At 71.8% G+C, this 22,358-nt stretch carries 22 protein-coding genes; 13 read left to right on the plus strand and 9 right to left on the minus strand.

The window, feature by feature from the left end; all coding sequences use genetic code 11:
• Positions 1-6 precede the first annotated feature (6 nt).
• From ACSJD1_RS03665 to ACSJD1_RS03695, 7 genes are all read right to left on the minus strand, one after another.
• Positions 7-1,347, minus strand: coding sequence for an MFS transporter (locus tag ACSJD1_RS03665; RefSeq protein ID WP_438853955.1), 1,341 nt, complete (start codon positions 1,345-1,347; stop codon positions 7-9).
• Positions 1,348-1,408: 61 nt separating this feature from the next.
• Positions 1,409-3,559 carry an ABC transporter ATP-binding protein gene (locus tag ACSJD1_RS03670; protein WP_438853956.1) on the minus strand — a complete coding sequence of 717 codons (2,151 nt, stop codon included), beginning with the start codon at positions 3,557-3,559 and terminating at the stop codon, positions 1,409-1,411.
• On the minus strand, positions 3,556-5,289 hold the full coding sequence (locus ACSJD1_RS03675) for an ABC transporter ATP-binding protein (protein WP_438853957.1): 1,734 nt from the start codon (positions 5,287-5,289) through the stop codon (positions 3,556-3,558). Before ACSJD1_RS03675 ends, ACSJD1_RS03670 begins: the two co-directional genes overlap by 4 nt.
• Before the next feature lie 264 nt (positions 5,290-5,553).
• Positions 5,554-5,727, minus strand: coding sequence for a CsbD family protein (locus ACSJD1_RS03680; protein ID WP_438853958.1), 174 nt, complete (start codon positions 5,725-5,727; stop codon positions 5,554-5,556).
• 176 nt (positions 5,728-5,903) lie between these two features.
• Positions 5,904-6,434, minus strand: a complete 531-nt coding sequence (locus tag ACSJD1_RS03685) for a GNAT family N-acetyltransferase (protein WP_438853959.1) — start codon at positions 6,432-6,434, stop codon at positions 5,904-5,906.
• 25 nt (positions 6,435-6,459) lie between these two features.
• Positions 6,460-6,786, minus strand: a complete 327-nt coding sequence (locus ACSJD1_RS03690) for a DUF2510 domain-containing protein (protein WP_438853960.1) — start codon at positions 6,784-6,786, stop codon at positions 6,460-6,462.
• Positions 6,783-7,598, minus strand: coding sequence for a sulfite exporter TauE/SafE family protein (locus ACSJD1_RS03695; protein WP_438853961.1), 816 nt, complete (start codon positions 7,596-7,598; stop codon positions 6,783-6,785). Before ACSJD1_RS03695 ends, ACSJD1_RS03690 begins: the two co-directional genes overlap by 4 nt.
• 333 nt (positions 7,599-7,931) lie before the next feature.
• Here ACSJD1_RS03695 and ACSJD1_RS03700 point away from each other — a divergent pair, with 333 nt between their 5' ends.
• Positions 7,932-8,135 (plus strand): cold-shock protein, encoded by a 204-nt coding sequence (locus tag ACSJD1_RS03700; RefSeq protein ID WP_400996499.1) that lies wholly within the window; start codon positions 7,932-7,934, stop codon positions 8,133-8,135.
• Between the two features lie 202 nt (positions 8,136-8,337).
• Here ACSJD1_RS03700 and ACSJD1_RS03705 read toward each other — a convergent pair whose 3' ends face one another.
• A complete protein-coding gene (locus ACSJD1_RS03705) occupies positions 8,338-8,766 on the minus strand; it encodes a VOC family protein (RefSeq protein ID WP_438853962.1) in 429 nt (142 codons plus the stop codon).
• A 148-nt stretch (positions 8,767-8,914) separates the two neighbouring features.
• Here ACSJD1_RS03705 and ACSJD1_RS03710 point away from each other — a divergent pair, with 148 nt between their 5' ends.
• The 9 genes from ACSJD1_RS03710 to ACSJD1_RS03750 all read left to right on the plus strand — a co-directional run bounded on the left by ACSJD1_RS03710 (position 8,915) and on the right by ACSJD1_RS03750 (position 17,584).
• Positions 8,915-9,280, plus strand: a complete 366-nt coding sequence (locus ACSJD1_RS03710; RefSeq protein WP_438853963.1) for an ArsR/SmtB family transcription factor — start codon at positions 8,915-8,917, stop codon at positions 9,278-9,280.
• 4 nt (positions 9,281-9,284) lie between these two features.
• Complete coding sequence (locus tag ACSJD1_RS03715) at positions 9,285-9,770, plus strand: SRPBCC family protein (protein WP_438853964.1); 486 nt, start codon at positions 9,285-9,287, stop codon at positions 9,768-9,770.
• Between the two features lie 47 nt (positions 9,771-9,817).
• The gene (locus tag ACSJD1_RS03720) at positions 9,818-10,285 is read left to right on the plus strand and encodes a VOC family protein (RefSeq protein ID WP_438853965.1); all 468 of its coding nucleotides are present in this window, start codon (positions 9,818-9,820) and stop codon (positions 10,283-10,285) included.
• 124 nt (positions 10,286-10,409) lie between these two features.
• A complete protein-coding gene (locus tag ACSJD1_RS03725) occupies positions 10,410-11,270 on the plus strand; it encodes a PhzF family phenazine biosynthesis protein (protein ID WP_438853966.1) in 861 nt (286 codons plus the stop codon).
• Between the two features lie 67 nt (positions 11,271-11,337).
• Positions 11,338-12,327 (plus strand): aldo/keto reductase, encoded by a 990-nt coding sequence (locus tag ACSJD1_RS03730; protein WP_438853967.1) that lies wholly within the window; start codon positions 11,338-11,340, stop codon positions 12,325-12,327.
• Positions 12,328-12,400: 73 nt separating this feature from the next.
• Positions 12,401-13,321, plus strand: coding sequence for an AEC family transporter (locus ACSJD1_RS03735; protein ID WP_438853968.1), 921 nt, complete (start codon positions 12,401-12,403; stop codon positions 13,319-13,321).
• A 139-nt stretch (positions 13,322-13,460) separates the two neighbouring features.
• Entirely contained in the window at positions 13,461-14,219 is a 759-nt protein-coding gene (locus ACSJD1_RS03740; RefSeq protein ID WP_438853969.1) for a DUF1353 domain-containing protein, read from the plus strand.
• Positions 14,216-14,764 (plus strand): gluconokinase, encoded by a 549-nt coding sequence (locus tag ACSJD1_RS03745; protein WP_438853970.1) that lies wholly within the window; start codon positions 14,216-14,218, stop codon positions 14,762-14,764. The genes ACSJD1_RS03740 and ACSJD1_RS03745 overlap by 4 nt, the downstream gene beginning before the upstream one ends.
• 255 nt (positions 14,765-15,019) lie before the next feature.
• Complete coding sequence (locus tag ACSJD1_RS03750; RefSeq protein WP_438853971.1) at positions 15,020-17,584, plus strand: DEAD/DEAH box helicase; 2,565 nt, start codon at positions 15,020-15,022, stop codon at positions 17,582-17,584.
• Between the two features lie 83 nt (positions 17,585-17,667).
• On the opposite strand, the gene ACSJD1_RS03755 is transcribed toward ACSJD1_RS03750, so the two are convergent.
• A complete protein-coding gene (locus ACSJD1_RS03755) occupies positions 17,668-18,558 on the minus strand; it encodes an EamA family transporter (RefSeq protein WP_438853972.1) in 891 nt (296 codons plus the stop codon).
• Between the two features lie 242 nt (positions 18,559-18,800).
• On the opposite strand from ACSJD1_RS03755, the gene ACSJD1_RS03760 reads away from it, so the two are divergent.
• From ACSJD1_RS03760 to ACSJD1_RS03770, 3 genes are all read left to right on the plus strand, one after another.
• Positions 18,801-20,819, plus strand: coding sequence for a bifunctional metallophosphatase/5'-nucleotidase (locus tag ACSJD1_RS03760; RefSeq protein WP_438853973.1), 2,019 nt, complete (start codon positions 18,801-18,803; stop codon positions 20,817-20,819).
• Between the two features lie 82 nt (positions 20,820-20,901).
• Entirely contained in the window at positions 20,902-21,519 is a 618-nt protein-coding gene (locus ACSJD1_RS03765; protein WP_438853974.1) for a hypothetical protein, read from the plus strand.
• Between the two features lie 99 nt (positions 21,520-21,618).
• Positions 21,619-22,353 carry a YcnI family copper-binding membrane protein gene (locus ACSJD1_RS03770; RefSeq protein WP_438853975.1) on the plus strand — a complete coding sequence of 245 codons (735 nt, stop codon included), beginning with the start codon at positions 21,619-21,621 and terminating at the stop codon, positions 22,351-22,353.
• Positions 22,354-22,358: the final 5 nt, after the last annotated feature.

A 22,358-nucleotide genomic window follows, 5' to 3' on the forward strand; every position in this document is an offset into this window, starting at 1 on the left:
CCCGGGTCAGAGCCCGCGCGCGCGACGCCGGGATCGCGGCTCGTCGAGCCCGACGTGGATGCGCGTGCGGCGCCGCTCGATGACGATGAACAGCGAACCGAGCGCCCACAGCGGCAGTTGCGTGAGGAACGCGATCCGGAACGCGTCGAGCGTGTACGTCGCGGGCGTGCCGGCCCCCTGCGCGTCCATCGCGATGCCGATGAGGAGGATGGCGAGGAGCGCCGCGAGGAAGCCGCCCACGTTCGTGATGCCCGTCGCCGTGCTGAGGCGATGGCTCGGATTGAAGGTGCGAGCGTGGTCGAAGCCGATCATCGAGCCGGGGCCGCCCGTGCTCATCGCGAACGCGAGGGCGAAGAGCAGCCAGAGCGGCGCCGGCCCGGGCCACAGGATGACGGCGAGCCACGCGACGACCTGGATGCCGATCACGGGGAGCACGAGCAGGCGCGAGCGGTTGGTCGGATGGCGGATCGAGAGCGCCCCGATCACCGGACCGACGAGGATGCCGAAGACGACGTACACCGTGAACAGCAGCGACGCCATGGCCGGGGTGAGGCCCTCGCCGACGGTGAGGAACGGGAAGCCCCAGAGCAGCACGAACGCCGTGCCCGAGAACGGGGTCGTGAAGTGCGACCAGAACGCCAGTCGCGTTCCCGGGTGCGCCCACGACTCGCGGAAGCCCTGGCGGAGGTCGGCCGACGAACGGACGACGTGGATGGCTCCGGTGACGGTGTCGACCGAGACGTCCTCCGCGCGACCCGGTGGCCGGTTGCGGATCACCGCGAACGTGAGCACCGTGAACAGCGCGCCGAGGCCGGCGAGCGCACCGAAGGCGACGCTCCAGCTCGTGGCGTGCAGCAGCGCCGCGAGCGGGAGCACGGCCAGGATCTGCCCCGACTGCCCGACGAGGCCCGTCACCTGAACCATGAACGGGGCCTGGCGCTCGGGGAACCAGACCGCGATCACGCGCAGCACGCTCGGGAAGACCGCCGCGTCGCCCGCGCCGAGCAGCATGCGCGCGAAGATCGCCCAGCCGACATCGGGCGCGAACGCGAGCACGAGCTGCCCGACCGCCATGAGGGCCATGCCCGCGGTGATGATCGGCCTCGCGCCGAACTTGTCGAGGAGCAGGCCGACCGGGATCTGCATGCCGCCGTACACCGCCAGCTGGATCACGGCGAACATCGACAGCGTGGACGCATCGGCGTCGAACCGCACCGCGGCGTCGACGCCGACCGCCGAGAGCGATGAGCGGTTCGTGACCGAGACGATGTAGGCCGCGACCCCCACGCCCCACACCAGCCACAGGCGCCACGTCGGGGCGATGGGAAGCGGAGTGGGGATCGTCACAGCCCTACGAGGCTACCCCCGGAGCCGGACCGCGTCCGACTCCGCGCTCCGTGGCATCAGGTCAGTTCACGGGCGCCTCGGCCGACGCCTCCCCTGCGCCGCCGTCGAACGCGAGTGCCGCCTCGCCCGGCGTGCCGACCGCGGCCTCGGCCTCCATCGCGAGCTCGGCGTCGACGTCGTAGGCCGCCTGCTCGAACTGCGAGTTGTACAGGCGGAAGTAGGCGCCCTTCGCCGCGATGAGCTCGTCGTGCGTGCCCTGCTCGACGATGTCGCCGTGCTCCATGACGAGGATGAGGTCGGCGTCGCGGATCGTCGAGAGACGGTGGGCGATGACGAAGGACGTGCGGCCCTCGCGGAGCGCCGCCATGGCGTGCTGCAGCAGCAGCTCGGTACGGGTGTCGACCGAGCTCGTCGCCTCGTCGAGGATCAGCACGCTCGGCTGCGCGACGAACGCACGCGCGATCGTGATGAGCTGCTTCTCGCCGGCCGAGACGTTCGAGGCGTCCTCGTCGAGCACCGTGTCGTACCCGTCGGGCAGCGAGTGGACGAACCGGTCGACGTAGGTCGCGCGCGCTGCGTCGACGATCTCGTCATCGGTCGCCGCCTGGCGGCCGTAGCGGATGTTCTCGCGGATCGTGCCGCCGAACAGCCACGGGTCCTGGAGCACCATGCCGGTACGCGCACGCACGTCGTGCCGTGTGAGCTCGGCGATGTCCTGGCCGTCGATGAGGATGCGCCCGCCGTCGAGCTCGTAGAACCGCATGACGAGGTTCACGAGCGTCGTCTTGCCGGCGCCGGTCGGGCCGACGATCGCGACGGTCTGGCCGGGCTCGACCCGGAACGAGAGGTCGCGGATGAGCGGGCGGTCGGGCGTGTACGAGAACGAGACGTGGTCGAACTCGATGACGCCCCGGCCGTCGACCGGTTCGGGCGAGTCGGCGGCGTCGGCCTCCTCCTCGTCGGCGTCGAGCAGTTCGAACACGCGCTCGGCCGAGGCCGTGCCGGACTGGACGACGGCGGCCATGCCGCCGAGCTGCGAGAGCGGCTGGGTGAACTGCTGCGAGTACTGGATGAAGGCCTGCACGTCGCCGAGCCGGAGCTGGCCGCCGGCGACCATGAGCCCGCCGAGCACCGCGATGCCGACGTAGGTGAGGTTCCCGACGAACATCATGCCCGGCATGATGATGCCGGAGAGGAACTGCGCCTTGAAGGCGGCCTCGTAGAGCTCCTCGTTCTCGGCGCGGAACTTCTCGCTCGCGTCCTGCTCGCGCCCGAACACCTTGACGAGCGCGTGCCCCGAGAACGACTCCTCGACTCGGGCGTTGAGGCGCCCGACCTTGCGCCACTGGATGCCGAACGCGGCCTGCGACTTCGGCCCGATGATGCCGAAGATCACGCCCATGAGGGGCAGTGCGACGAGCGCGACGAGCGAGAGCTGCCAGGAGATGGAGAACATCATCACGAGGACGCCGATGACGGTGAGGATGCTCGTCAGCGCGCTCGACAGCGACTGCTGCATCGTCTGGGTGATGTTGTCGATGTCGTTCGTCACGCGCGAGATGAGCTCGCCGCGCTGGGTGCGGTCGAAGTAGCTGAGCGGCAGGCGGTGGACCTTCGCCTCGACCTGCTCGCGGAGCCCGTACATCGCCCGCACCATGATCACGTTGATCACGTAGCCCTGCACCCAGGAGAGGATCGACGCCACGACGTAGAGCATCAGCACGATGATGATGAGCTGGCTGAGCCGCACGAAGTCGATGCCCTCGCCGGGCGTCAGCGTCGCAGCGCCCACGATGTTCGCGAGGTCCTCCTGACCCGCCGCGCGGAGCTGCTCGACGACCTGCTGCTGGGTCACGCCCGCGGGCAGCTGGAGCGAGATCCACCCCTCGAAGATGACGTTCGTGGCCTCGCCGAGCACCCTGGGGGCGATGACGGTGAGCACGACGCCGATCGCGCCGAGGAGCGAGACGAACGCGAACGACCACTTCCACGGCGCCAGGAGTCCGAGCATCCGACGGAAGCTGCGACCGAAGTCCTGCGCCTTGCCGGGTGCGACCGAGTCCCACGATCCGGAGTTGATGCGCGCCTCCTCGGCGAGCTGCTGCTCCTCGAGCTGCTCGAGCGTGGGCTGCTGGGCCTCCTGCGCGGTGGCTTCGGCGCGGCTGCGGCCACCGCGGCCGCGGCCCTTGGGGGTGCTGGTGTCGCGGCTCATGCCTGCGCCTCCACTCCGAGCTGGGATTCGACGATCTCGCGGTAGGTCTGGCAGGTCTCGACGAGGTCGTCGTGTCGACCGATCCCGACGACGCGCCCGTCTTCCAGGACGACGATGCGGTCGGCGTCGGTGATGGTCGAAACGCGCTGGGCGACGACCACCTTGGTCACCTCCGGCAACTCCCGCCAGAGCGCCTGCCTGAGTCTCGCGTCGGTCGTGAGGTCGAGGGCCGAGAACGAGTCGTCGAACACGAGGATCTCGGGTCGGTGCACGATCGCCCGCGCGATCGCGAGCCGCTGGCGCTGACCGCCGGAGACGTTCGTGCCGCCCTGCGAGATGCGGCCGTCGAGCCCGCCCTCCATCGCCGCCACGAAGTCGCGGCCCTGGGCGATCTCGAGGGCGTGCCAGAGCTCCTCGTCGGTGGCCTCCTCTCGGCCGAAGCGCAGGTTCGACGCGACGGTGCCGGCGAAGAGGAACGGCCGCTGGGGCACGAGTCCGATCGTCTTCCAGAGCTCGTCGAGGTCGGCCTCGCGCACATCGGTGCCGTTCACGAGGACGGCACCGCCGGTCACGTCGAACAGGCGCGGTATGAGCGAGACGAGCGTGGTCTTGCCCGCGCCGGTCGAGCCGACGATCGCCACGGTCTCGCCCCGGTCGGCGCGGAACGAGACGCCCTCGACGACCGCGTGCTCGGCACCCGGGTAGGCGAACGCGACGTCGCGGAATTCGACCGTGCCCGGTGCGGGGAACTCGGAGACCGGGTGCTCGGGGCGCGGCAGCGTGGTCTCGGTGGCGAGCACCTCGCCGATCCGCTCCGCCGAGACGGCGGCGCGGGGGATCATGATCGTCGTGAACGCGGCCATGAGCACGCCGCCGAGGATCACGCCGACGTACTGCATGAAGGCGAAGAGCGTGCCGACCTGGACGTTGCCGGCGTCGACCTCGGTCGCTCCGAACCAGATCACGCCGATCACGGTCAGGTTCAGCACGAGCATGAAGAGCGGGAACAGCGTGATGAACAGGGTGCCGACTCGGCGCCCGACGTCCATGATGTCGTGGTTCGCGCCTTCGAACCGCTCCTCCTCGATGGGCTCGCGGACGAATGCGCGCACCACCCGGATGCCGGTCAGCTGCTCGCGGAGGATGCGGTTCACGGCGTCCAGGCGCTTCTGGTAGTTGCGGAAGAGGGGCACCATCCGGCTGATCACGAGCCCGGCGACCACGAGGATCGTGAGCACCGACACCCAGATGAGCCAGCTCAGCCCGACGTCCTGTTGCAGCGCCATGATGATGCCGCCGACCGCCATGAGCGGCGCGCTCACGAGCATGGTCGCACCCATCATGGCGAGCATCTGCACCTGCTGCACGTCGTTCGTGTTGCGCGTGATGAGCGAGCCCGGCCCGTAGTGCGAGACCTCGCGCTCGCTGAAGGCGCTCACCTTGTCGAAGATGTCGTTGCGGAGGTCGCGGCCGACGCGCATCGCGGCCTTGGCCGCGAAGTACGTGGCGATGATCGCCGCGACGATCTGGCCGAACGAGATGGCGAGCATGAAGGTGCCGGTCGACCAGATGTAGCCGGTGTCGCCCTTCGAGACGCCCTCGTCGATGATGTCGGCGTTGAGGCTCGGCAGGTAGAGCGTCGCGAGGACCGACATGAACTGGAACAGGAGCACGCCGGCGATGAGCCACCGGTAGGGCTTCAGGTAGCGGATGAGGAGTCGTCCGAGCATGATTCTCCGCGAGAGCAAACGGGGTGTGAGAACGCGGGATGCCGCGTCGCCGAGGCTCGGGGCTCCGCCCGAGTCGCATCGTCAAGTCTGCATCCAACCGGATGCCACCGACATCCGTCGGACGGCGGATATCGCTCATGGCGGAATCGAAACGGAGGAGGATCCCCGGTCGGTACCGGTCGCTCCCCGGATCGACCGGCACCGGGCCGGACATGATGATGGGACGCGCACCCCCGCGATGCGCGCCCCATCAGTGCTGAGCCGTTACGAGTTGAAGGCGTCCTTCACGTTCTCGCCGGCCTGCTTGAGGTTGGCCTTGGCCTGGTCGCCCCGGCCCTCGGCCTCGAGGCGCTCGTTGTCGGTCGCCTTGCCGGTGGCCTCCTTGGCCTTGCCCTTGAGCTCCTCGGCCTTGTTGCCGATCTTGTCGGACTCGCCCATTCGGGGCCCCCTTCCGATCGTGCGTCGCGTTCGGGTGCGACGTCGACGGCCACGCTACGTGCCGTGCGCCGATCGATCACAGCCCTTGTCAGGGGCGGATGCCTCTGCTAGTCGATCCGGGCGTTCGCCGGGCGAGGTCCGGACCGGGTTCGCTGCAGTGGAGCGAGCCGGGGCCGCTACAGCGGACGCGTGAACCCCACGCGATGTTCGCCCGGCCCGTCGTAGTCGCGCCACGCGGGAACGCCGTCGATGATCGTGTCGCCCGTGAGCTCGAAGCCCATCGCGCGATGGAAGTCCTGCGAGCGCACGTTCGGCGGTCCGGTGATCGCGTCGACCCTGCGGCATCCGCTCGCCCGCATCGCCTCGAAGAACCGCTCGTAGAGGGTGCGAGCGAGCCCGGTGTGCCGCTGGTCGGGGCGCACGCCGACGAAGTGGATGTACGCGACGTGGGGCTGCGACTGCGATCGGAAGCCGATGAGGAACCCGGCCAGCTCGCCCTGCTCGTCGTCGACGATCGTCGACGTGTCGGCGAAGTGCTGGAAGAACAGCCGGGGCAGCAGCAGCGCGAGCCGGTCGGCGCCGAGGCGCTCCCACCACGGGCCGATGGCGGCGACCACCCGGGCGTGGTCGTCGACCGCGGCGCGGCGGAAGGTCAGGGACGGATGCCGCGCGTCGGCGTCGAGGCGGGGGGCGGATGCGTCGCTCATGCGTCGATCATCCGCCACGGCCGGATCAGGTCGCGAGCGCGATGCCGAGCGCGGCGCACGCGACGAACAGGGAGAGCGCCGCGGTGAGGGCGCCGGCGAGCGCGAGCCGACGTGCGGCGTCCTCGCGCTCGGCGGAGACGACGCCGGGGGCCAGCGGGAGCGTCGTGTGCTCCGCGACGGCCTCGGGCAGCCGAGCTGTGAGGTGCAGTGACGGGTCCGCCGCGATCGTGCTCGGGGCGCCGGTGCCGACGGTGGTGTGCGGCGTCCAGCCGGTGCCGTCCCAGTACCTCAGCGTGCCCGACTCGCTCGGGTCGGGATGCCACCCCGCCCGACCGGGTTCGCCCGCGGTCACGCCGCCCCGCGACGGCGGGCCCGGATGGCCCGGACGGCCAGCTGGACGGCGGCGACGACGAGCAGCGCGGCGAAGAGCCATCCGCCCACCGTGGGAGGGATGAGGAACGCGAGCGCGACCCCGGGCAGCGCCGCGAGCGTCGCTGCGGCGCCGACGACGACGGCGGTGCGCAGGTCGACGAGGCCGCCGCGGACGTTCTTCGCCGACCCGCTCACGGCCGTCGGGATCATCGCGACGAGCGAGGTGCCGCGGGCGATCAGGTCGCCGAGGCCGAAGAGCGTGATGAACGCGGGCACCATGATGAGTCCGCCTCCGACGCCGAACAGCCCGGAGGCGATGCCGACGACGAGGCCGAGCGCGACGAGTCCGAGCGCAGGGCCCGGCTCCAGGGGCACGGGGTCGGCCGCGCGGTCGGGCGTGCCGAACGCGAGGCGGATCGCGACCACGACGAGCAGCACGATGAACAGCCATCGCAGCCACTCGAGCGGGAGTTTGGCCAGGAGGGTCGCGCCGATCCATCCGCCGACGACGCCCCCGAGTGCGACGAGCGCGGCGGCGACGAGGTCGACCTGGCCGTTCACGAGGTACGCGATCGAGCCCACGAGCGCGGTCGGCACGATGGCGGCGAGCGATGTCGCCGATGCCCGCCGCTGGTCCATGCCCGCGAGGAGGATGAGGAGCGGGACCATGACGATGCCGCCGCCGACGCCGAAGAGCCCGGAGAGCAGTCCGCCGACCACCCCGACGAGCGCGAGTCGCCACGCCGCGGGGGCGGGGGCGGATGCTGCGGACTCGGGTGCGGGGCTCGACACCCGGTCACTCTAGCGGCGGCGCACGGCCGACCGGAGGGGGAGCGGTCCCCATCCGAGCATGACGCAGAGACGTCGGTCACCTGTGCAGCCGCGGGGGAATGGGCTACGCTCGAAGTTCCTCCACATACGCGGGCGCCCGCCCGTATCACGATCGATTGCCCGGAGGCGGCACGTTCCGCAGGCATGACCCGAGACCGAGGGCAGCGCGTGCGACGCACGGTCGGCCCTCGGACCACCGCCCGCCGGCATCCGCCGTCGGGCCTGCGGACGGCCGAACGGCCGAACGTGACGGGCCGAACCGTTCGGCCCGGTTCGAACGAAGGACACAGCAGCATGGCAACCGGAACCGTCAAGTGGTTCAACGCCGAAAAGGGCTTCGGCTTCATCGCTCCCGCCGACGGGAGCCCCGACGTCTTCGCGCACTTCAGCGCGATCACGGGCAGCGGCTACCGCTCGCTCGAGGAGGGCCAGAACGTCGAGTTCGACGTGGTCCAGGGTCAGAAGGGCCTCCAGGCCGAGAACATCCGCGCGATCTGATCGCGCGCGGGCGATGCCGCCCGCATCCCGGACGCGGGGGGGGGGGGGGGGGCGGCCCCGCGGGCGGGGGGGGGGGGGGGGGGGGGGGGCCCCCGCCGGGCGACCCCAGGGGGGCGGGGCCCCCCCAACCCCGGCCGCGGGTGCGCCGCATCCCCCGCCCCGGCGTCCGTCGTTTCCGGGGATCGTGCGGCGCCCCGGCGGGTCAGCCCTCGGTCGGCGCGGCCTGGCCGATGTTCACCATCCACTGCACCCCGAACCGATCGCTCAGCATGCCGAACGCGTCGCCCCACGGCGACTGCTCGAGCGGCAGGACGACCGTGCCGCCGTCGGAGAGGCCCTCCCAGTAGCCGCGGAGCGTGGACTCGTCCTCGGGGCCTCCGCTCAGCGAGACCGCGAAGTTCGTGCCGGCTTCGTAGGGCATCTCGTTGGGCGTGTCCGCGCCCATGAGCGTCAGGTGATCGGCGGTGAGCTGACCGTGCATGATCTTGTCGGCCTCGGCGGCCTGGTCGCCCTGGCCGAAGTCGGCGAACGTGCTGAGCGTCAGTTCGCCGCCGAGCACGGACTGGTAGAACTCCATCGCCTCGCGGGCCTGGTCGCGGAAGCTGAGGTAGGGGTTGAGCGTGACGGACATGCGCGTCTCCTTCGGCGTCGTGGGCGGGCCGTGCCGGTCCGCAGGCTGATCATGCACCCGGCGGGTGACATCCGCGAGAGCCCTTGACGAACGGCGGACGCCGGCGTACGTTAACAACCACATAGTTGATCAAGCGATTGGTTGAATAATGGATGCCGCAGCCGCCGACGATCGGCTCGACCGCGCCTTCATGGCGCTGGCCGACCCGGTGCGCCGCAGCATCGTCGCCCGGCTCAGCCGTGGGCCGGCGACCGTGACCGAGCTCGCCGAACCGTTCGACATCACCACCCAGGCGGTGTCGAAGCACATCCAGGTCCTCGAGTCCGCAGGGCTCGTGACCCGGAGTCGCGACGCGCAGCGTCGCCCCGTGCACCTCGACGCGGCCGCGCTCGAGACGCTCACCGAGTGGATCGACCGCTACCGCCTCATCCACGAGCAGCGCTTCCGTCGCCTCGACGCGCTGCTCGCATCCGCCGACGGCGGCGACGCCTCGGCATCCGCCGAACAGGACTGACACCATGACCACCGAGACCACCAACCCCGTCACCATCGACGCCCCCGAAGGACTGCCGTACGTCGACATCGAGCGCGTGGTCGACGCGCCCGTCGCCGCCGTCTTCGACGCGCACCGCGACCCCGAGAAGGTCCGGCAGTGGCTGGGCCCGAACGGCTACGACATGCAGATCGAGCGCTGGGACTTCCGGCCGCAGGGCGGCTACCGCTACGTGCACGTCGACCCCGACGGCGGCCGCTGGGCCTTCAACGGCACGTTCCACTCGATCCGCGAGAACGAGTTCGCCGTGCAGACCTTCGAGTTCGAGGGCGCGCCCGACATCGTGAGCATCGAGTCGATGAGCTTCGAGGACCTGGGCGACGGACGCACGCGGCTGCGCGGCCACGCCGTCTACCCGAGCCTCGAGGCGCGCGACGCCATGGTCGAGCACGGCATGGCCAAGGGCGTGATCGAGGGCTACGAGCGGCTCGACGCGCTGCTGGCCGGCTGAGCCGGGGCATCCGCCCGCCGCATCCACCCGAGGAGAGGAACGACCCAATGGACTGGACCCTCGAGGTCGTCATCGTCCCCGTCGCCGACATCGACCGTGCGATCGAGTTCTACCGCGATCGGGTCGGCTTCGCGCTCGACCACGACACGCACGCGGGCGAGCACCGGTTCGCGCAGCTGACGCCGACCGGATCCGGCTGCTCGATCGTGATCGGCACGCTGCCGGCGCAGAACGAGATGCCGCCGGGCTCGCTGAAGGGCGTGCAGCTCATCGTCGCCGACGCGGAGGCCGCGCGCGCCGAACTCGTCTCGCGGGGCGTCGACGCCGGTCCCATCCAGGTCATCGACCCGCGAGACGGTGGCACCTTCTTCGGCTTCGCCGACCCCGACGGCAACACCTGGGCCGTGCAGGAGATCCGGGCGCGCGGCGAGCGACCGCTCATCCCGGTCGACGCGCGCGCACGCTTCGGCGCCGACGGCCCCGACGGCCCCGACGGTCCCGGCGGCCCAGCGTGAGATGACGCGGAGTGCTCGACGGCGGCCCCGTCGAGCACTTCGCGTCATGCCGGCACGCGCGGGCAGGCCACCGGCTCCGAATCGGACCGCGACGAGGCGCGGGGCACGCGGCAGCATGGAGTGCATGCCCGACCAGCCCGAGATCCTCCGCTACGCCGCGTTCACGACCGACCCGGCCGGCGGCAACCCCGCCGGGATCGTGCTCGACGCCGCCGGACTCGACGACGCGGCGATGCTCGCCGTCGCCGGCGAGGTCGGGTACGCCGAGACCGCGTTCGTCACCGGACGGCACGGCGGGGTGTGCGACATCCGCTACTTCTCACCGGTCGCCGAGGTCCCGTTCTGCGGGCACGCGACCGTCGCGACCGCGGTGGCGATCGCCGAGCGGGAGGGGCCGGGCCGGATCCGGTTCGCCACGCCCGTCGGCGAGGTCGACATGGAGACCGCCGAGGTCGACGGGCGTCTCGTCGCCTCGTTCACGAGCGTCGAGCCGCGGGTCGAGCCGATGCCGGCGAGCGTGCTCGCCGAGCTGCTCGACCTCGTCGGGCTCGATGCCGACGGGCTCGACGAGCGACACCCGCCCCGCATCGCCTTCGCCGGCAATCGGCACCCGATCCTGGTGATCGCGGACGCCCCGTCGTTCGACGCCTTCACGTTCGACCCGGACCGGGCCCGCGCGCTCATGGACGAGCACGGGTGGCCGGCGACGATCACCGTGCTTCATCGCCCTGCCGACGCCGCCGACGGCGGACTCCGATTCGAGGCCCGCAACATCTTCCCGGTCGGCTCGATCATCGAGGATCCGGCCACGGGGGCCGCTGCGGCCGCGGTCGGCGGGTACCTGCGCGAGCTCGGCGCCGTCGCGCCGCCGTCTCGCGTCGTGATCTCCCAGGGGCGACACGTCGGGCGCCCGAGCGAGCTCGTCGTCGACATCCCGACCACCGGCGGCATCGTCGTGAGCGGGCCGGCGGTGCCGATCGGGTGACGTCGCGGCTGATCGCGTCTGCCCGCGGCTAGGCTCGGTCGGGGACATCCGTCGAGGAGGAGCACACATGCAGACCCGAACCCTCGGCCGCACCGGCCGCACCGTCTCGGTCATCGGACTCGGCACCTGGCAGCTCGGCGCCGACTGGGGCGAGGTCGACGAGGCCGACGCGCTCGCGGTGCTCGATGCCTCGCACGAGGCCGGCGTCACCGTGTTCGACACCGCCGACGTCTACGGCGATGGCCGCTCCGAGACCCTCATCGGCCGCTGGCTCGCGGCGAACCCGGGTTCCGGCGTGACCGTCGCGACGAAGATGGGGCGACGGATGCCCCAGGAGCACGAGAACTACGTCCTCGACCACTTCCGCGCCTGGACCGACCGGTCCCGCCGCAACCTCGGCGTCGACACGCTCGACCTCGTCCAGCTGCACTGCCCGCCGACCTCCGTCTACTCCGACGATGCGGTGTACGACGCGCTCGACACCCTCGTGGCAGAGGGGGCCATCGCGGCGTACGGCGTGAGCGTCGAGAAGGTCGACGAGGCGCTCGCGGCGATCGCGCGGCCGAACGTGGCGACCGTGCAGATCATCCTCAACGCATTCCGCCTGAAGCCCGTGGAGGAGGTGCTGCCGGTCGCGAAGCAGTACGGCGTCGGCATCATCGCGCGGGTGCCGCTCGCGAGCGGCTTGCTCTCGGGCCGCTACACGCTCGAGACCGAGTTCGCTGCGAACGACCACCGCTCGTACAACCGCCACGGCGAGTCATTCGACGTCGGCGAGACCTTCTCGGGCGTCGACTACGCGACCGGGGTGCGCGCGGCGTCCGAGTTCTCGGCGCTCGCGCGCGAGGCGGCGCCGGATGCCACGCCCGCGCAGGTGGCGCTCGCCTGGGTCGCCGGTCAAGACGGCGTCTCAACCGTGATCCCCGGCGCGCGCAACCCCGACCAGGCACGGGCGAACGCGGCCGCCGGGTCGCTCGAGCTCCCGGAGTCGTTCGACGCGGCCGTCCGCGACCTCTACGACCGCGACATCCGCGCCTCGGTGCACCACCGCTGGTGACCGGGCGGAACCCCCGGGACGGATCGACGTCGTTCCCCTCGGGTTCCCCCGCCTCGCCGGCACGAGGTGACGCGTGATCGACATCCTCACCGGGTTCGCGGTCATCGCGGTCGCCGTCATCGTCGGCTGGATCGCCGGGCGCACGGGCGTGCTCGGCCCGACTGCGCGCCCGGTGCTCGCGCGCCTCAACTTCAGCGTGCTCTCGCCGTTCCTGCTGTTCTCGGTGCTCTCGACCGCCGACGTGCACGCGCTGTTCTCGGCGCTGCTGCCGGTCTCGGCCATCGCCGCCGTCTCGGTGATGCTCGTGTTCGCGACGATCTCGCTGCTCATCCTCCGACACGGCGTCGCACGAACGACGATCGGCGCGCTGGCGAGCGGATACGTCAACGGCAACAACATCGGCATCCCGATCGCGCTCTACCTGCTCGGGAACGCGGCGTACTCGGCGCCCATCGTGCTGCTGCAGCTGCTGCTCTTCGCGCCGGTCGCCCTCGCCGTGCTCGGTGCGGCCGTCCAGGGGCGCACGTCGGTCGGCGGCATCCTGCGCTCGACGTTCACGAACCCGATCATCATCGGCTCGCTCCTCGGCGTGCTCGTGTCGGTCTCGGGAATCGAACTGCCGCCGATCGTGCAGGATCCCATCCACCTCATCGGGCAGGCGGCCGTGCCGCTCATGCTCATCGCCTACGGGCTGTCGCTGCACGGGACTCGCCTGCTCGAGCCGGGCACGGGCCTGCGCGACGTCGTGATCGCGGCGTCGCTGAAGCTCGCCGTCATGCCGGCGCTCGCCTGGGCCGTCGGCGCGTTCGCCTTCGGGCTCGAGGGGCGCGACCTCTACGCCGTCACGGTCCTCGCCGCGCTGCCGACCGCCCAGAACGTGTTCAACTTCGCGCAGCGGTACGACACCGCAGAGGTCGTCGCGCGCGACACGGTGTTCGTGACGACCGTCGGCGCCGTGCCGGTGCTGCTGCTCGTGTCGGTGCTGCTGGGGTAGTCGACCGGCCCCGCTCGGCCGCCGATGCGAATCGCCTCCGGCGCCGGCGCGCCATCCGCCCGGCGCGCCATCCGCCCGGTACCGCCATGACGGTCGGACGCGGCAGGATGGGGCGACGCACCGAGGCGAGGAGACCCGAATGCCCTTCCTGCGCGAGGACGGCGCACCGCTCGACGAGCTGCCGCTCGCCCAACGCCCTGCCGACGGCTACCGGTTCGCACTGCGCGCGCCCGTCGTCTACGTCGACGACCCGAGCGGTCGCAGGTACCGGGCGCCGGCCGAGGGCGAGGCGCCGCCGCCGGTCGGCATCACCGACCTGGCGTCGGTCCCCACGCCCCTGTGGGGACTGATCGCGAGCTACGGCCGCCAGTCGGCGCCCGCCGTGCTGCACGACGCGCAGTCGATCGCCGCGGCCGCGCTCGACGACGATGCGGCCGCGCTCGCGCAGCGACGCGAAGACGACGACGTCTTCCACCGCGCGCTCCGCGAGCAGGGCGTGCCCGTGCTCCGCGCCCGCCTCATGTGGGCGTGGGTCTCGGCCGACCGCGAGCGGACCTACGCCGGATGGCGGGGGTGGCTGCTGCTCGCCCAGGTCGCGCTCGGCGTCGCGGCCGTCGTGGCCGCGATCGTGCTCGCGGTCCTCGCGCACCCGGCCTGGCTGCTCCTCGCGGTCGCGCCTGCGCTCGCCGCGCTCGCGTGGGGTGGCCTCGCCCGGCTCGTGATCGCGCTCACGTACCCGCTGGCGCTCCTCGGGCCGGTGCTGCTCGTGCAACTGCTTGCCGTGGGGGTGTTCCGCGCCGTCGAGGCGATCGTCGAGCTCGTCGCGCGAGGCGACGTGCGGTCGGTGGTGCGGCCGACGGTGCGCCCGCCCGAAGTCCCAGGCGGAGGCGCGGGATGACCGGACCGGGCCCCGTCGTGGTGATGGGGGTGTCGGCCTCGGGGAAGTCCACCGTCGGCGCCCGGCTCGCCGAGCGACTCGGTGTGCCGTTCGCCGACGCCGACGACCTCCATCCGCGGGCGAACATCGACAAGATGCGATCCGGCGTCCCGCTCGACGACGATGATCGAGCGCCGTGGCTCGACAGCGTCGGCTCGACACTGGCGGCGTCTTCGCCCGACGGGATGGTGATCGCCTGCTCATCCCTCCGCCGGGCCTATCGCGATCGCATCCGCCGCGCGGCGCCGACGACGCGGTTCGTGCACCTGCACCTCTCGGATGCCGCGCTCGCCGAGCGCGCGGGCGCCCGGCTCGGCCATTTCATGCCCGCGACGCTCCTGGCTTCCCAGCTCGCGACCCTCGAACCTCCGACGGTGGACGAACCCGCGCTGACCGTCGACGCCGACGCGCCCGTCGACGAGATCGCGGATGTCGTCGTCTCCTGGCTCGGCAGGCGGCCGACCGCCGACGGTGAGGCCGACCGGGATGCATCTCCGCGCGCGTGACGACGTGCCATGCGGCATCTTCAGTGCTACCCCTGATGCCCGTCTCGCGGGTCCTCCGTACCGTTGATCCCGGTCGCGCACCGCGGGCACGCAGGGGGAACTGTCACCGCGGAGCCGACCGGAGAGCCGGCCGCGCTGAACCCGACCCGAACGGGCAGCGCAGGCCGGCTCCCCCCCCTTCCCCAGGGCGCGCGCGACCGCCGATCGCGAACGCTGGGCGAGCGCGACCGCGCCCCATGCGGCAGACTCGATCGGATGACCCCCACCCTGCTCGAGGCCGCCCCGCGCCCGTACGACCCCGACGCGATGTACGACGCGTTCGTCGGCTGGGCCGAGGGTCGAGGATTCTCGCTCTACCCGGCACAGGACGAGGCGGTCATCGAGCTCGTCACGGGCGCGAACGTGATCCTCTCGACGCCCACGGGCACGGGCAAGTCGCTCGTCGCGGTCGCGGCGCACGCGGCATCCGTCGCCCGCACCGCCGCCGACCGCGAGGCGGGCCGGCCGTGGGGCCGCACGTACTACACCGCGCCGATCAAGGCGCTCGTGAGCGAGAAGTTCTTCCAGCTCGTCGACGTCTTCGGGGCCGCGAACGTCGGCATGGTCACGGGCGACAGTTCGGTCAACGCCGAGGCGCCGATCATCTGCTGCACGGCCGAGATCCTCGCGAACCTCGCGCTCCGCCAGGGGGCGGATGCCGCGGTCGACCAGGTCGTCATGGACGAGTTCCACTACTACGGCGACCCCGACCGTGGCTGGGCGTGGCAGGTGCCGCTCATCACGCTGCCGCACGCGCAGTTCGTGCTCATGTCGGCGACGCTCGGCGACGTGACCGCGATCGCCGACGACCTGGCGCGCCGCACCGGCCGCGACGTCGCTCGCGTGACCGGCGTCGAGCGGCCCGTGCCGCTCCACTTCTCGTACGCGAAGACCCCCGTGCAGGAGACCGTGGAGGAGCTCCTCGAGACGAAGCAGGCGCCCGTGTACATCGTGCACTTCTCGCAGGCCGCGGCGATGGAGCGCGCACAGGCGCTCTCGTCGATCCGGGTCGTCACGCGCGAGCAGCGCGACGAGATCGCCGAGGCGATCGGCGGATTCCGCTTCACGACCGGGTTCGGCAAGATCCTCTCCCGCCTCGTCCGGGCCGGCATCGGCGTGCACCACGCGGGCATGCTCCCGCGCTACCGCCGGCTCGTCGAGACGCTCGCGCAGCGCGGGCTGCTCCGCGTGATCTGCGGCACCGACACGCTCGGCGTCGGCATCAACGTGCCGATCCGGTCGGTGCTCATCACGGCGCTGTCGAAGTACGACGGGCAGCGGATGCGGCAGCTCTCCGCGCGCGAGTTCCACCAGATCGCGGGGCGAGCCGGCCGGGCCGGCTACGACACCGCCGGCACGGTCGTCGTGCTCGCACCCGACCACGAGATCGAGAACGAGACCGCGGTCCGCAAGGCGGGCGACGACCCGAAGAAGCTGAAGAAGATCGTCCGCAAGAAACCGCAGGCCGGGTTCGTCACCTGGGGCGAGGGTTCGTTCGAGCGGCTCGTCGCCGCGGAGCCCGAGCCGCTCGCGCCCCAGCTGTCCCTCAGCGCGGCCATGCTGATCAACGTGATCGGCCGCGGCGGCGACGTCGCCGGTGCCATCCGCTCGCTCGTCTTCGACAACCACGAGCCGCGCGCCCGGCGGTTCGAGCTCGCGCGTCGCGCGCTCGGCATCCTGCGCACCCTGCGCGACGCCGAGGTCGTCCGCATCTCGCCGGCGGTCGAGGCCGGCCGGACGTACGGAGTCGACCTGCGGCTCACGGTCGACCTCCAGCCGAACTTCGCGCTGAACCAGCCGCTGTCGCCGTTCGCGCTCGCCGCGATCGAACTGCTCGACCCGGAGACGAGCGAGCAGGGCACCGGCCACTACTCGCTCGACGTCGTGTCGATCATCGAGTCGACGCTCGACGACCCGCGCCCGATCCTCTCGCAGCAGCAGTACAAGGCGCGTGGCGAGGCGGTCGCCGCGATGAAGGCCGACGGAATCGAGTACGACGAGCGGATGGCGCTGCTCGAGGAGGTCACCTGGCCGAAGCCGCTCGACGAGCTGCTCGCCCACGCGTTCGAGGCGTTCGCGTCGAGCCAGCCCTGGGTGCGCGACTTCGAGCTCAGCCCGAAGTCGGTCGTGCGCGACATGTTCGAGCGGAGCATGTCGTTCGGCGAGTACGTGTCGTTCTACCAGCTGCAGCGCAGCGAGGGCCTCGTGCTGCGCTACCTCTCCGACGCGTTCCGGGCGATCCGGCAGACGGTGCCCGACGAGCACAAGGACGAGGAGCTGCTCGACCTCATCGAGTGGCTCGGCGAGCTGGTCCGCCAGGTCGACTCGAGCCTCGTCGACGAGTGGTCCGAGCTCGTCGACCCGACCGCGCACCTCCCCGAGGACGAGGCGCCCGTGGTGCCGCCCGCGCCGCCGTCGGTCGTCACCAACCGCCGCGCGTTCACGGTGCTCGTGCGCAACGAGCTCTTCCGGCGCGTGCAGCTCGCCGCACTGCAGCGCGACGACGAGCTCGCCGAGCTCGACCCCGACGTCGGCTGGCCCGACGTGCTCGACCGCTACTACGACGAGCACGACGAGATCCTCACGGGCGGGCCCGCGCGCTCGCCGCGACTCGTGACCATCGATGAGACGGATGCCGCGGCCGGCACCTGGCGCGTCGAGCAGGTGATCGACGACCCCGCGGGCCACCACGACTGGCGGATCCGCGGCGAGGTCGACCTCGAGGCGTCCGCCGAGGAGGGCACCGCCGTCGTGCGGATCGCCGAGGTCGTCCGGATCTGACGCCCGGACGTGCCGCGCGCCGGCGGTCGGGCGACGGAGCGCCGCGGGCTGCGGCCGCTCCCGATCGCGGGCCGTGCGGCCGGTCAGGCCAGCGCGAGCATGCCCGCGGCGGCGAGGGCGAGGGCGAGCCCGGCCCACTGCACCGGCGCGATCCGCTCGCGCAGCACGATCGCGGCGAGCAGGATCGTGCCCGCCGGGTACATCGCGCCCAGCACCGCCGCCACGGCGAGGTCGCCCGCGCGGATGCCGAGCAGGAGCAGGACGTTCGCCGTGGCGTCGACCACGCCGCACGCGAGTGCGAGGGCGAAGGCCGTTCGCACCGTCGTCTTCTCCCGTGCCGGGGCTGCGGCCGGAACGCTCGAACGCGCCCGCAGCGCGGCGAACACCGCCAGCGCACCGAAGGCGGAGAACAGCACGGTCGCCGAGACGACGCGATTGGCGATGAGCGGGACCACGCCCGAGGCATCCGTCGTGTGGGAGATCGCGATGTAGTAGGCGCCGATCGCGAGCCCGGAGCCGACCGCGAGGAGCAGGCCGCGTGCGCTCGGCCTCACCGCGCCGCGCTCCGGCACGAATCCCACGAGCACGACCGCGACGAGCGCGATGCCGATGCCCCACACGCCGAGCGGGCCGAACCGCTCCGCGCCGACGAGCGTGCCCCAGAGCATGGGCGTGATCGCCGACATGAGCGCGGTGAGCGGGGAGAGGATGCTCATCGGGCCGATCGCGAGGCAGGCGTAGAGCAGCGCGATCGCCACGGCGCCGATCACGCCCGAGAGCGCGCCCCAGCCGAGGTCGGCGAGCGCCCAGGCGCCGCCGAGCACGGGCAGCGCGGCGATCATCGTGACCAGGCCGGCCACGGAGGCGACGGCTGTGGCCAGCAGTGCGCCGAGGCGACGTGCGGCGAGGCCGCCGAGGAAGTCCGCCGCGCCGTAGACGATCGCACCGGAGAGCGAGAGGACCGCGGTGAGCATCGTCGTCCAGCCTAGGGCGACCGTTCGTTCCTGCTCATCTGAGCACGCGCCGCTGCTCATCCGAGCAAAATCGGCCGTTTCGTTGAACGCCGCGTGACGACTGGGTCAAGTCCCTTCCCCCGGCCGCGACCGCCCCATAGGCTGCGGAGCAGTGTCGGCCCGAACCCGGGGCGGGCACGTGCGACGCCGGGGGAGCGCAACGGCAGGTCTCCCGCATCCGCCCTTGCAGAGGAGATCACGCAATGCAGCAACGTTCCCCCCGTGCGGCTCGGAGCCGCACCACGTCCCTCACGCGCACCCGCGGTCGCGCGGCCGCCGGCGCGCTCGCCGGTGCGACGGCGGTCGCGCTCGCCCTCGGGGGTGTGGCGTCGGCTCAGGCCGCGCCGCCCGACGGCAAGCTCCCGCCGCAGGCCCTGGCGAACACCGTGGTCGACATGAACCTCGTCACCGTGAACGACTTCCACGGCCGCATCGAGCAGTCCGGCACCGCCGCGGGCATCGCCCGCCTGTCGACCGCGGTCAAGCAGATCCGCGCCGAGAACCCGAACACGGTCTTCGCCGCCGCCGGTGACATGATCGGCGCCTCGACCTTCACGTCGTTCATCCAGCAGGACGAGCCCACGATCGAGGCCCTCAATGCAGCGGGCCTCGAGGTCAGTGCCGTCGGCAACCACGAGTTCGACCAGGGCTTCGCCGACCTCACCGATCGAGTGATGCCGCTCGCGCTGTGGGAGTACCTCGGGGCGAACGTCTACGACAAGGAGACCGGTGAGCCGGCGCTGCCCGAGTACTGGATCCAGGAGTTCGACAAGGTCCGCATCGGCTTCGTCGGCGCCGTGACCGACGAACTGCCCTCCCTCGTCAGCCCCACCGGCATCGAGGACATCACCGTCGGCGATCCGGTCGAGGCGGCGAACCGCGTCGCCGACCAGCTCTCCGACGGGAAGCAGAAGAACGGCGAGGCCGACATCATCGTCTTCCTGGTCCACGAGGGTGCGGCCACGACGTCGATCGAATCCGCCACCGATCCGAACTCCCGCTTCGGCAAGATCGTGCTGGGTGCGAACGACAACATCGACGCGATCGTCTCGGGGCACACCCACCTGCCCTACAACCACGTGATCGACGGACGCCCCGTCATCTCGAGCGGACAGTACGGTGAGCGCTTCAGCAACATGGAGATCTCCTTCGACCGCAAGGGAAAGAAGATCACCAAGATGGAGAACACCATCTACACGATGGCCACCGCCTTCGACAACCGCGGCAACGTGACGGAGTGGCTGACCGAGCCCGACCCCGAGATCGTGCCGATCGTGACCGAGGCGACCGAGATCGCCAACGTACTCGGCAACGTCGTGATCGGCGAGACCGACGCAGCGCTCAACCGGGCGCAGCAGCCCGGAATCGTGAACGGCCAGCCCGCACTCGTCGAGAACCGTGGTGCGGAGTCGACGCTCGGCAACCTCGTCGCCGACGTCCAGCTCTGGGCCCTGAACGAGGACGGCACCCGCGACGTCGAGATCACGTTCATGAACCCCGGCGGCCTCCGCGCCGACATCGACCAGGGCTCCACGACGTACCGCGAGGTCGCGAACGTGCAGTCCTTCGCGAACACGCTCGTCACGCTCGACCTCACGGGCGCGCAGATCAAGGGCATCCTCGAGGAGCAGTGGCAGCCCATCGGCGCATCGCGTCCGTTCCTCAAGCTCGGTGTCAACGAGGGGCTGACGTACACGTACGACCCGACCGCCGCGCAGGGCTCCCACATCACCGAGATCCTGCTCGACGGCGTGGCGCTCGACCCGGCGGCGACGTACTCGGTCGGCGCCAACTCGTTCCTCGCCGGGGGCGGCGACAACTTCGTCACCTTCCGCGACGGCGTGAACAAGGCCGACAGCGGCAAGATCGACCTCGAGGCGATGGTCGACTACTTCGAGACGTTCGGCACCGTGTCGCCCGACTACGCCCAGCGCGCGGTCGGCGTCCACGTCGTGAGCGTCGCGGGAGGCCAGGCCACGGTCGACCTCTCGTCGCTCGACTTCAGCACGACGGAGCCGAAGGCGGGCACCGTCACGGTCTCGCTCGACGGCGTCGAGCTCGACAGCGCGACGGTCGACCCGTCCTTCCCGAGCCCGTCGACCTTCGACGAGATCGGTCGTGCATCGGTGTCGTTCGCGATCCCCGCGGGAGCCACCGCGGACTCGCGCTTCGTGATCACGACCCCGACGGGCACGACGAGCTCGTTCACGCTCCCGCTGTGAGCTGAGACGGTTCGACGCGGACGGCCCCGGGCGGAGACGCCCGGGGCCGTTCGCGTGTCCGCCGGGCGGTTAGGCTGGTCGCGTGACTTCCCGGGGTGCACGCGCGGCGCGCGGCGCGGCGATCGCCGCATTCGCCGTGTTCGGGGCATCCCTCGCGCACACCGTCGGCGGCGGCACGCCGCCCGGCCCGGTCGCCCTGGCCCTCGCGTTCGCGTTCTCCGTCCCGGTCGCGATGATGATGGTCGGCGGGCGGATGCCGCTGCTCCGCGCCTCCATCGCCGCGCTCGTCGCACAGGCCGCCCTGCACCTGCTCTACTCGGTCGGCGCGTCCGGCCGCAGCGGTTCAGTGGCAGCCGCCGACTCGCACGCCCTGCACGCCGGCGGCACCATCCCGCTCGACGCCTTCATCGCCGTCGACCACGGCCACGCGGCCATGCCCGTGGCGCACGTTGCGGCCGCCGCGCTCACGGTCGCGTTCCTCGTCGTGCTCGGTCGTTCCGCCGCCGCCGTCGCCGCGGTCGGCGGCGCGCTCGCGCGCGGCATCCGCCTGCTCGTCGCGGCACTCGCGGGTTCCCCGCTGCCCCGTCGAGGCGACGCCCGCCCGCCGGTCTCACGCCGCGGCGGCCCGCCTGCGCTCGGCATCCTCCTCCTCTCCTCGCTTCGGCACCGGGGTCCGCCGGCAGGGCTCGCGGCCGCCTGAGCGGTCACGCTCCCGAATCCGTTCGCGCCGACGCGCCGAACCACTGCCGATGAACGCGGCAGCCCGTCCGCGCACCCCCTCCTGGAGAAGAAGACACCGATGCGACCCATCACCCGCACCACCGCCGCCGCCGCGACCGCCCTCGGCGCCGGCACCCTGCTCGCCCTCGCCGCACCCCTCGCGGCGCAGGCCCATGTCTCGGTCACGCCGAGCTCGACCTCCGCCGGGTCCTACGCCGTCCTGGAGTTCTCCTCCGGCCACGGCTGCGACGGCTCGCCGACCACGTCGTACACCGTTGAGATCCCCGAGTCGATCCTCTCGGTGACGCCGACCCTGAAGCCGGGTTGGGACGTCGAGAAGGTCATGGTCGAGCTCGACGAGCCGGTCGAGGGCGCGCACGGCGACGTCGTCGCCGAGCGAGTCGGCCAGGTCGTGTACACGGCCGCGACCCCGCAGCCCGACGGCTACCGGGAGACCTTCCAGGTCCAGGTGCTGCTGCCCGAGGACGCGGCGGGCGAGCGCCTCGAGTTCCCCGTCCTGCAGTCCTGCGTCGACGGCGAGAACGACTGGAGCGAGCCCGTCGGCGCCGACGGCGAGGAGCCCGAGAAGCCGGCTCCCGCGATCGAGGTCACCGAGGCGACCGGCGACGCGCACGGCCACGCCGACGCCGAGGCGGCGACGGACGAGCACGCCGACGCGCACGAGGCCGAGGAGACGGCGGCGACGCAGGGCTCGGTCGACGTCGTCGGCCGAGTGCTCGGCATCACCGGCCTCGCGGTGGGCGCAGCCGGCCTCACCGTCGCCATCCTCGCGCGCCGCGGGAAGAAGGCCTGACCCCC

The sequence above is a fragment of the Agromyces excoecariae genome, from assembly GCF_051715505.1.
Classification (GTDB): Bacteria; Actinomycetota; Actinomycetes; order Actinomycetales; family Microbacteriaceae; genus Agromyces.

Bases quoted from the DNA above. Each gene is read 5' to 3' on its own strand.
- ACSJD1_RS03670 (WP_438853956.1), bottom strand. From the start codon at position 3,559: ATGAGCCGCGACACCAGCACCCCCAAGGGCCGCGGCCGCGGTGGCCGC.
- ACSJD1_RS03675 (WP_438853957.1), bottom strand. From the start codon at position 5,289: ATGCTCGGACGACTCCTCATCCGCTACCTGAAGCCCTACCGGTGGCTC.
- ACSJD1_RS03680 (WP_438853958.1), bottom strand. From the start codon at position 5,727: ATGGGCGAGTCCGACAAGATCGGCAACAAGGCCGAGGAGCTCAAGGGC.
- ACSJD1_RS03685 (WP_438853959.1), bottom strand. From the start codon at position 6,434: ATGAGCGACGCATCCGCCCCCCGCCTCGACGCCGACGCGCGGCATCCG.
- ACSJD1_RS03700 (WP_400996499.1), top strand. From the start codon at position 7,932: ATGGCAACCGGAACCGTCAAGTGGTTCAACGCCGAAAAGGGCTTCGGC.
- ACSJD1_RS03705 (WP_438853962.1), bottom strand. From the start codon at position 8,766: ATGTCCGTCACGCTCAACCCCTACCTCAGCTTCCGCGACCAGGCCCGC.
- ACSJD1_RS03710 (WP_438853963.1), top strand. From the start codon at position 8,915: ATGGATGCCGCAGCCGCCGACGATCGGCTCGACCGCGCCTTCATGGCG.
- ACSJD1_RS03715 (WP_438853964.1), top strand. From the start codon at position 9,285: ATGACCACCGAGACCACCAACCCCGTCACCATCGACGCCCCCGAAGGA.
- ACSJD1_RS03720 (WP_438853965.1), top strand. From the start codon at position 9,818: ATGGACTGGACCCTCGAGGTCGTCATCGTCCCCGTCGCCGACATCGAC.
- ACSJD1_RS03725 (WP_438853966.1), top strand. From the start codon at position 10,410: ATGCCCGACCAGCCCGAGATCCTCCGCTACGCCGCGTTCACGACCGAC.
- ACSJD1_RS03730 (WP_438853967.1), top strand. From the start codon at position 11,338: ATGCAGACCCGAACCCTCGGCCGCACCGGCCGCACCGTCTCGGTCATC.
- ACSJD1_RS03740 (WP_438853969.1), top strand. From the start codon at position 13,461: ATGCCCTTCCTGCGCGAGGACGGCGCACCGCTCGACGAGCTGCCGCTC.
- ACSJD1_RS03745 (WP_438853970.1), top strand. From the start codon at position 14,216: ATGACCGGACCGGGCCCCGTCGTGGTGATGGGGGTGTCGGCCTCGGGG.
- ACSJD1_RS03750 (WP_438853971.1), top strand. From the start codon at position 15,020: ATGACCCCCACCCTGCTCGAGGCCGCCCCGCGCCCGTACGACCCCGAC.
- ACSJD1_RS03755 (WP_438853972.1), bottom strand. From the start codon at position 18,558: ATGCTCACCGCGGTCCTCTCGCTCTCCGGTGCGATCGTCTACGGCGCG.
- ACSJD1_RS03760 (WP_438853973.1), top strand. From the start codon at position 18,801: ATGCAGCAACGTTCCCCCCGTGCGGCTCGGAGCCGCACCACGTCCCTC.
- ACSJD1_RS03770 (WP_438853975.1), top strand. From the start codon at position 21,619: ATGCGACCCATCACCCGCACCACCGCCGCCGCCGCGACCGCCCTCGGC.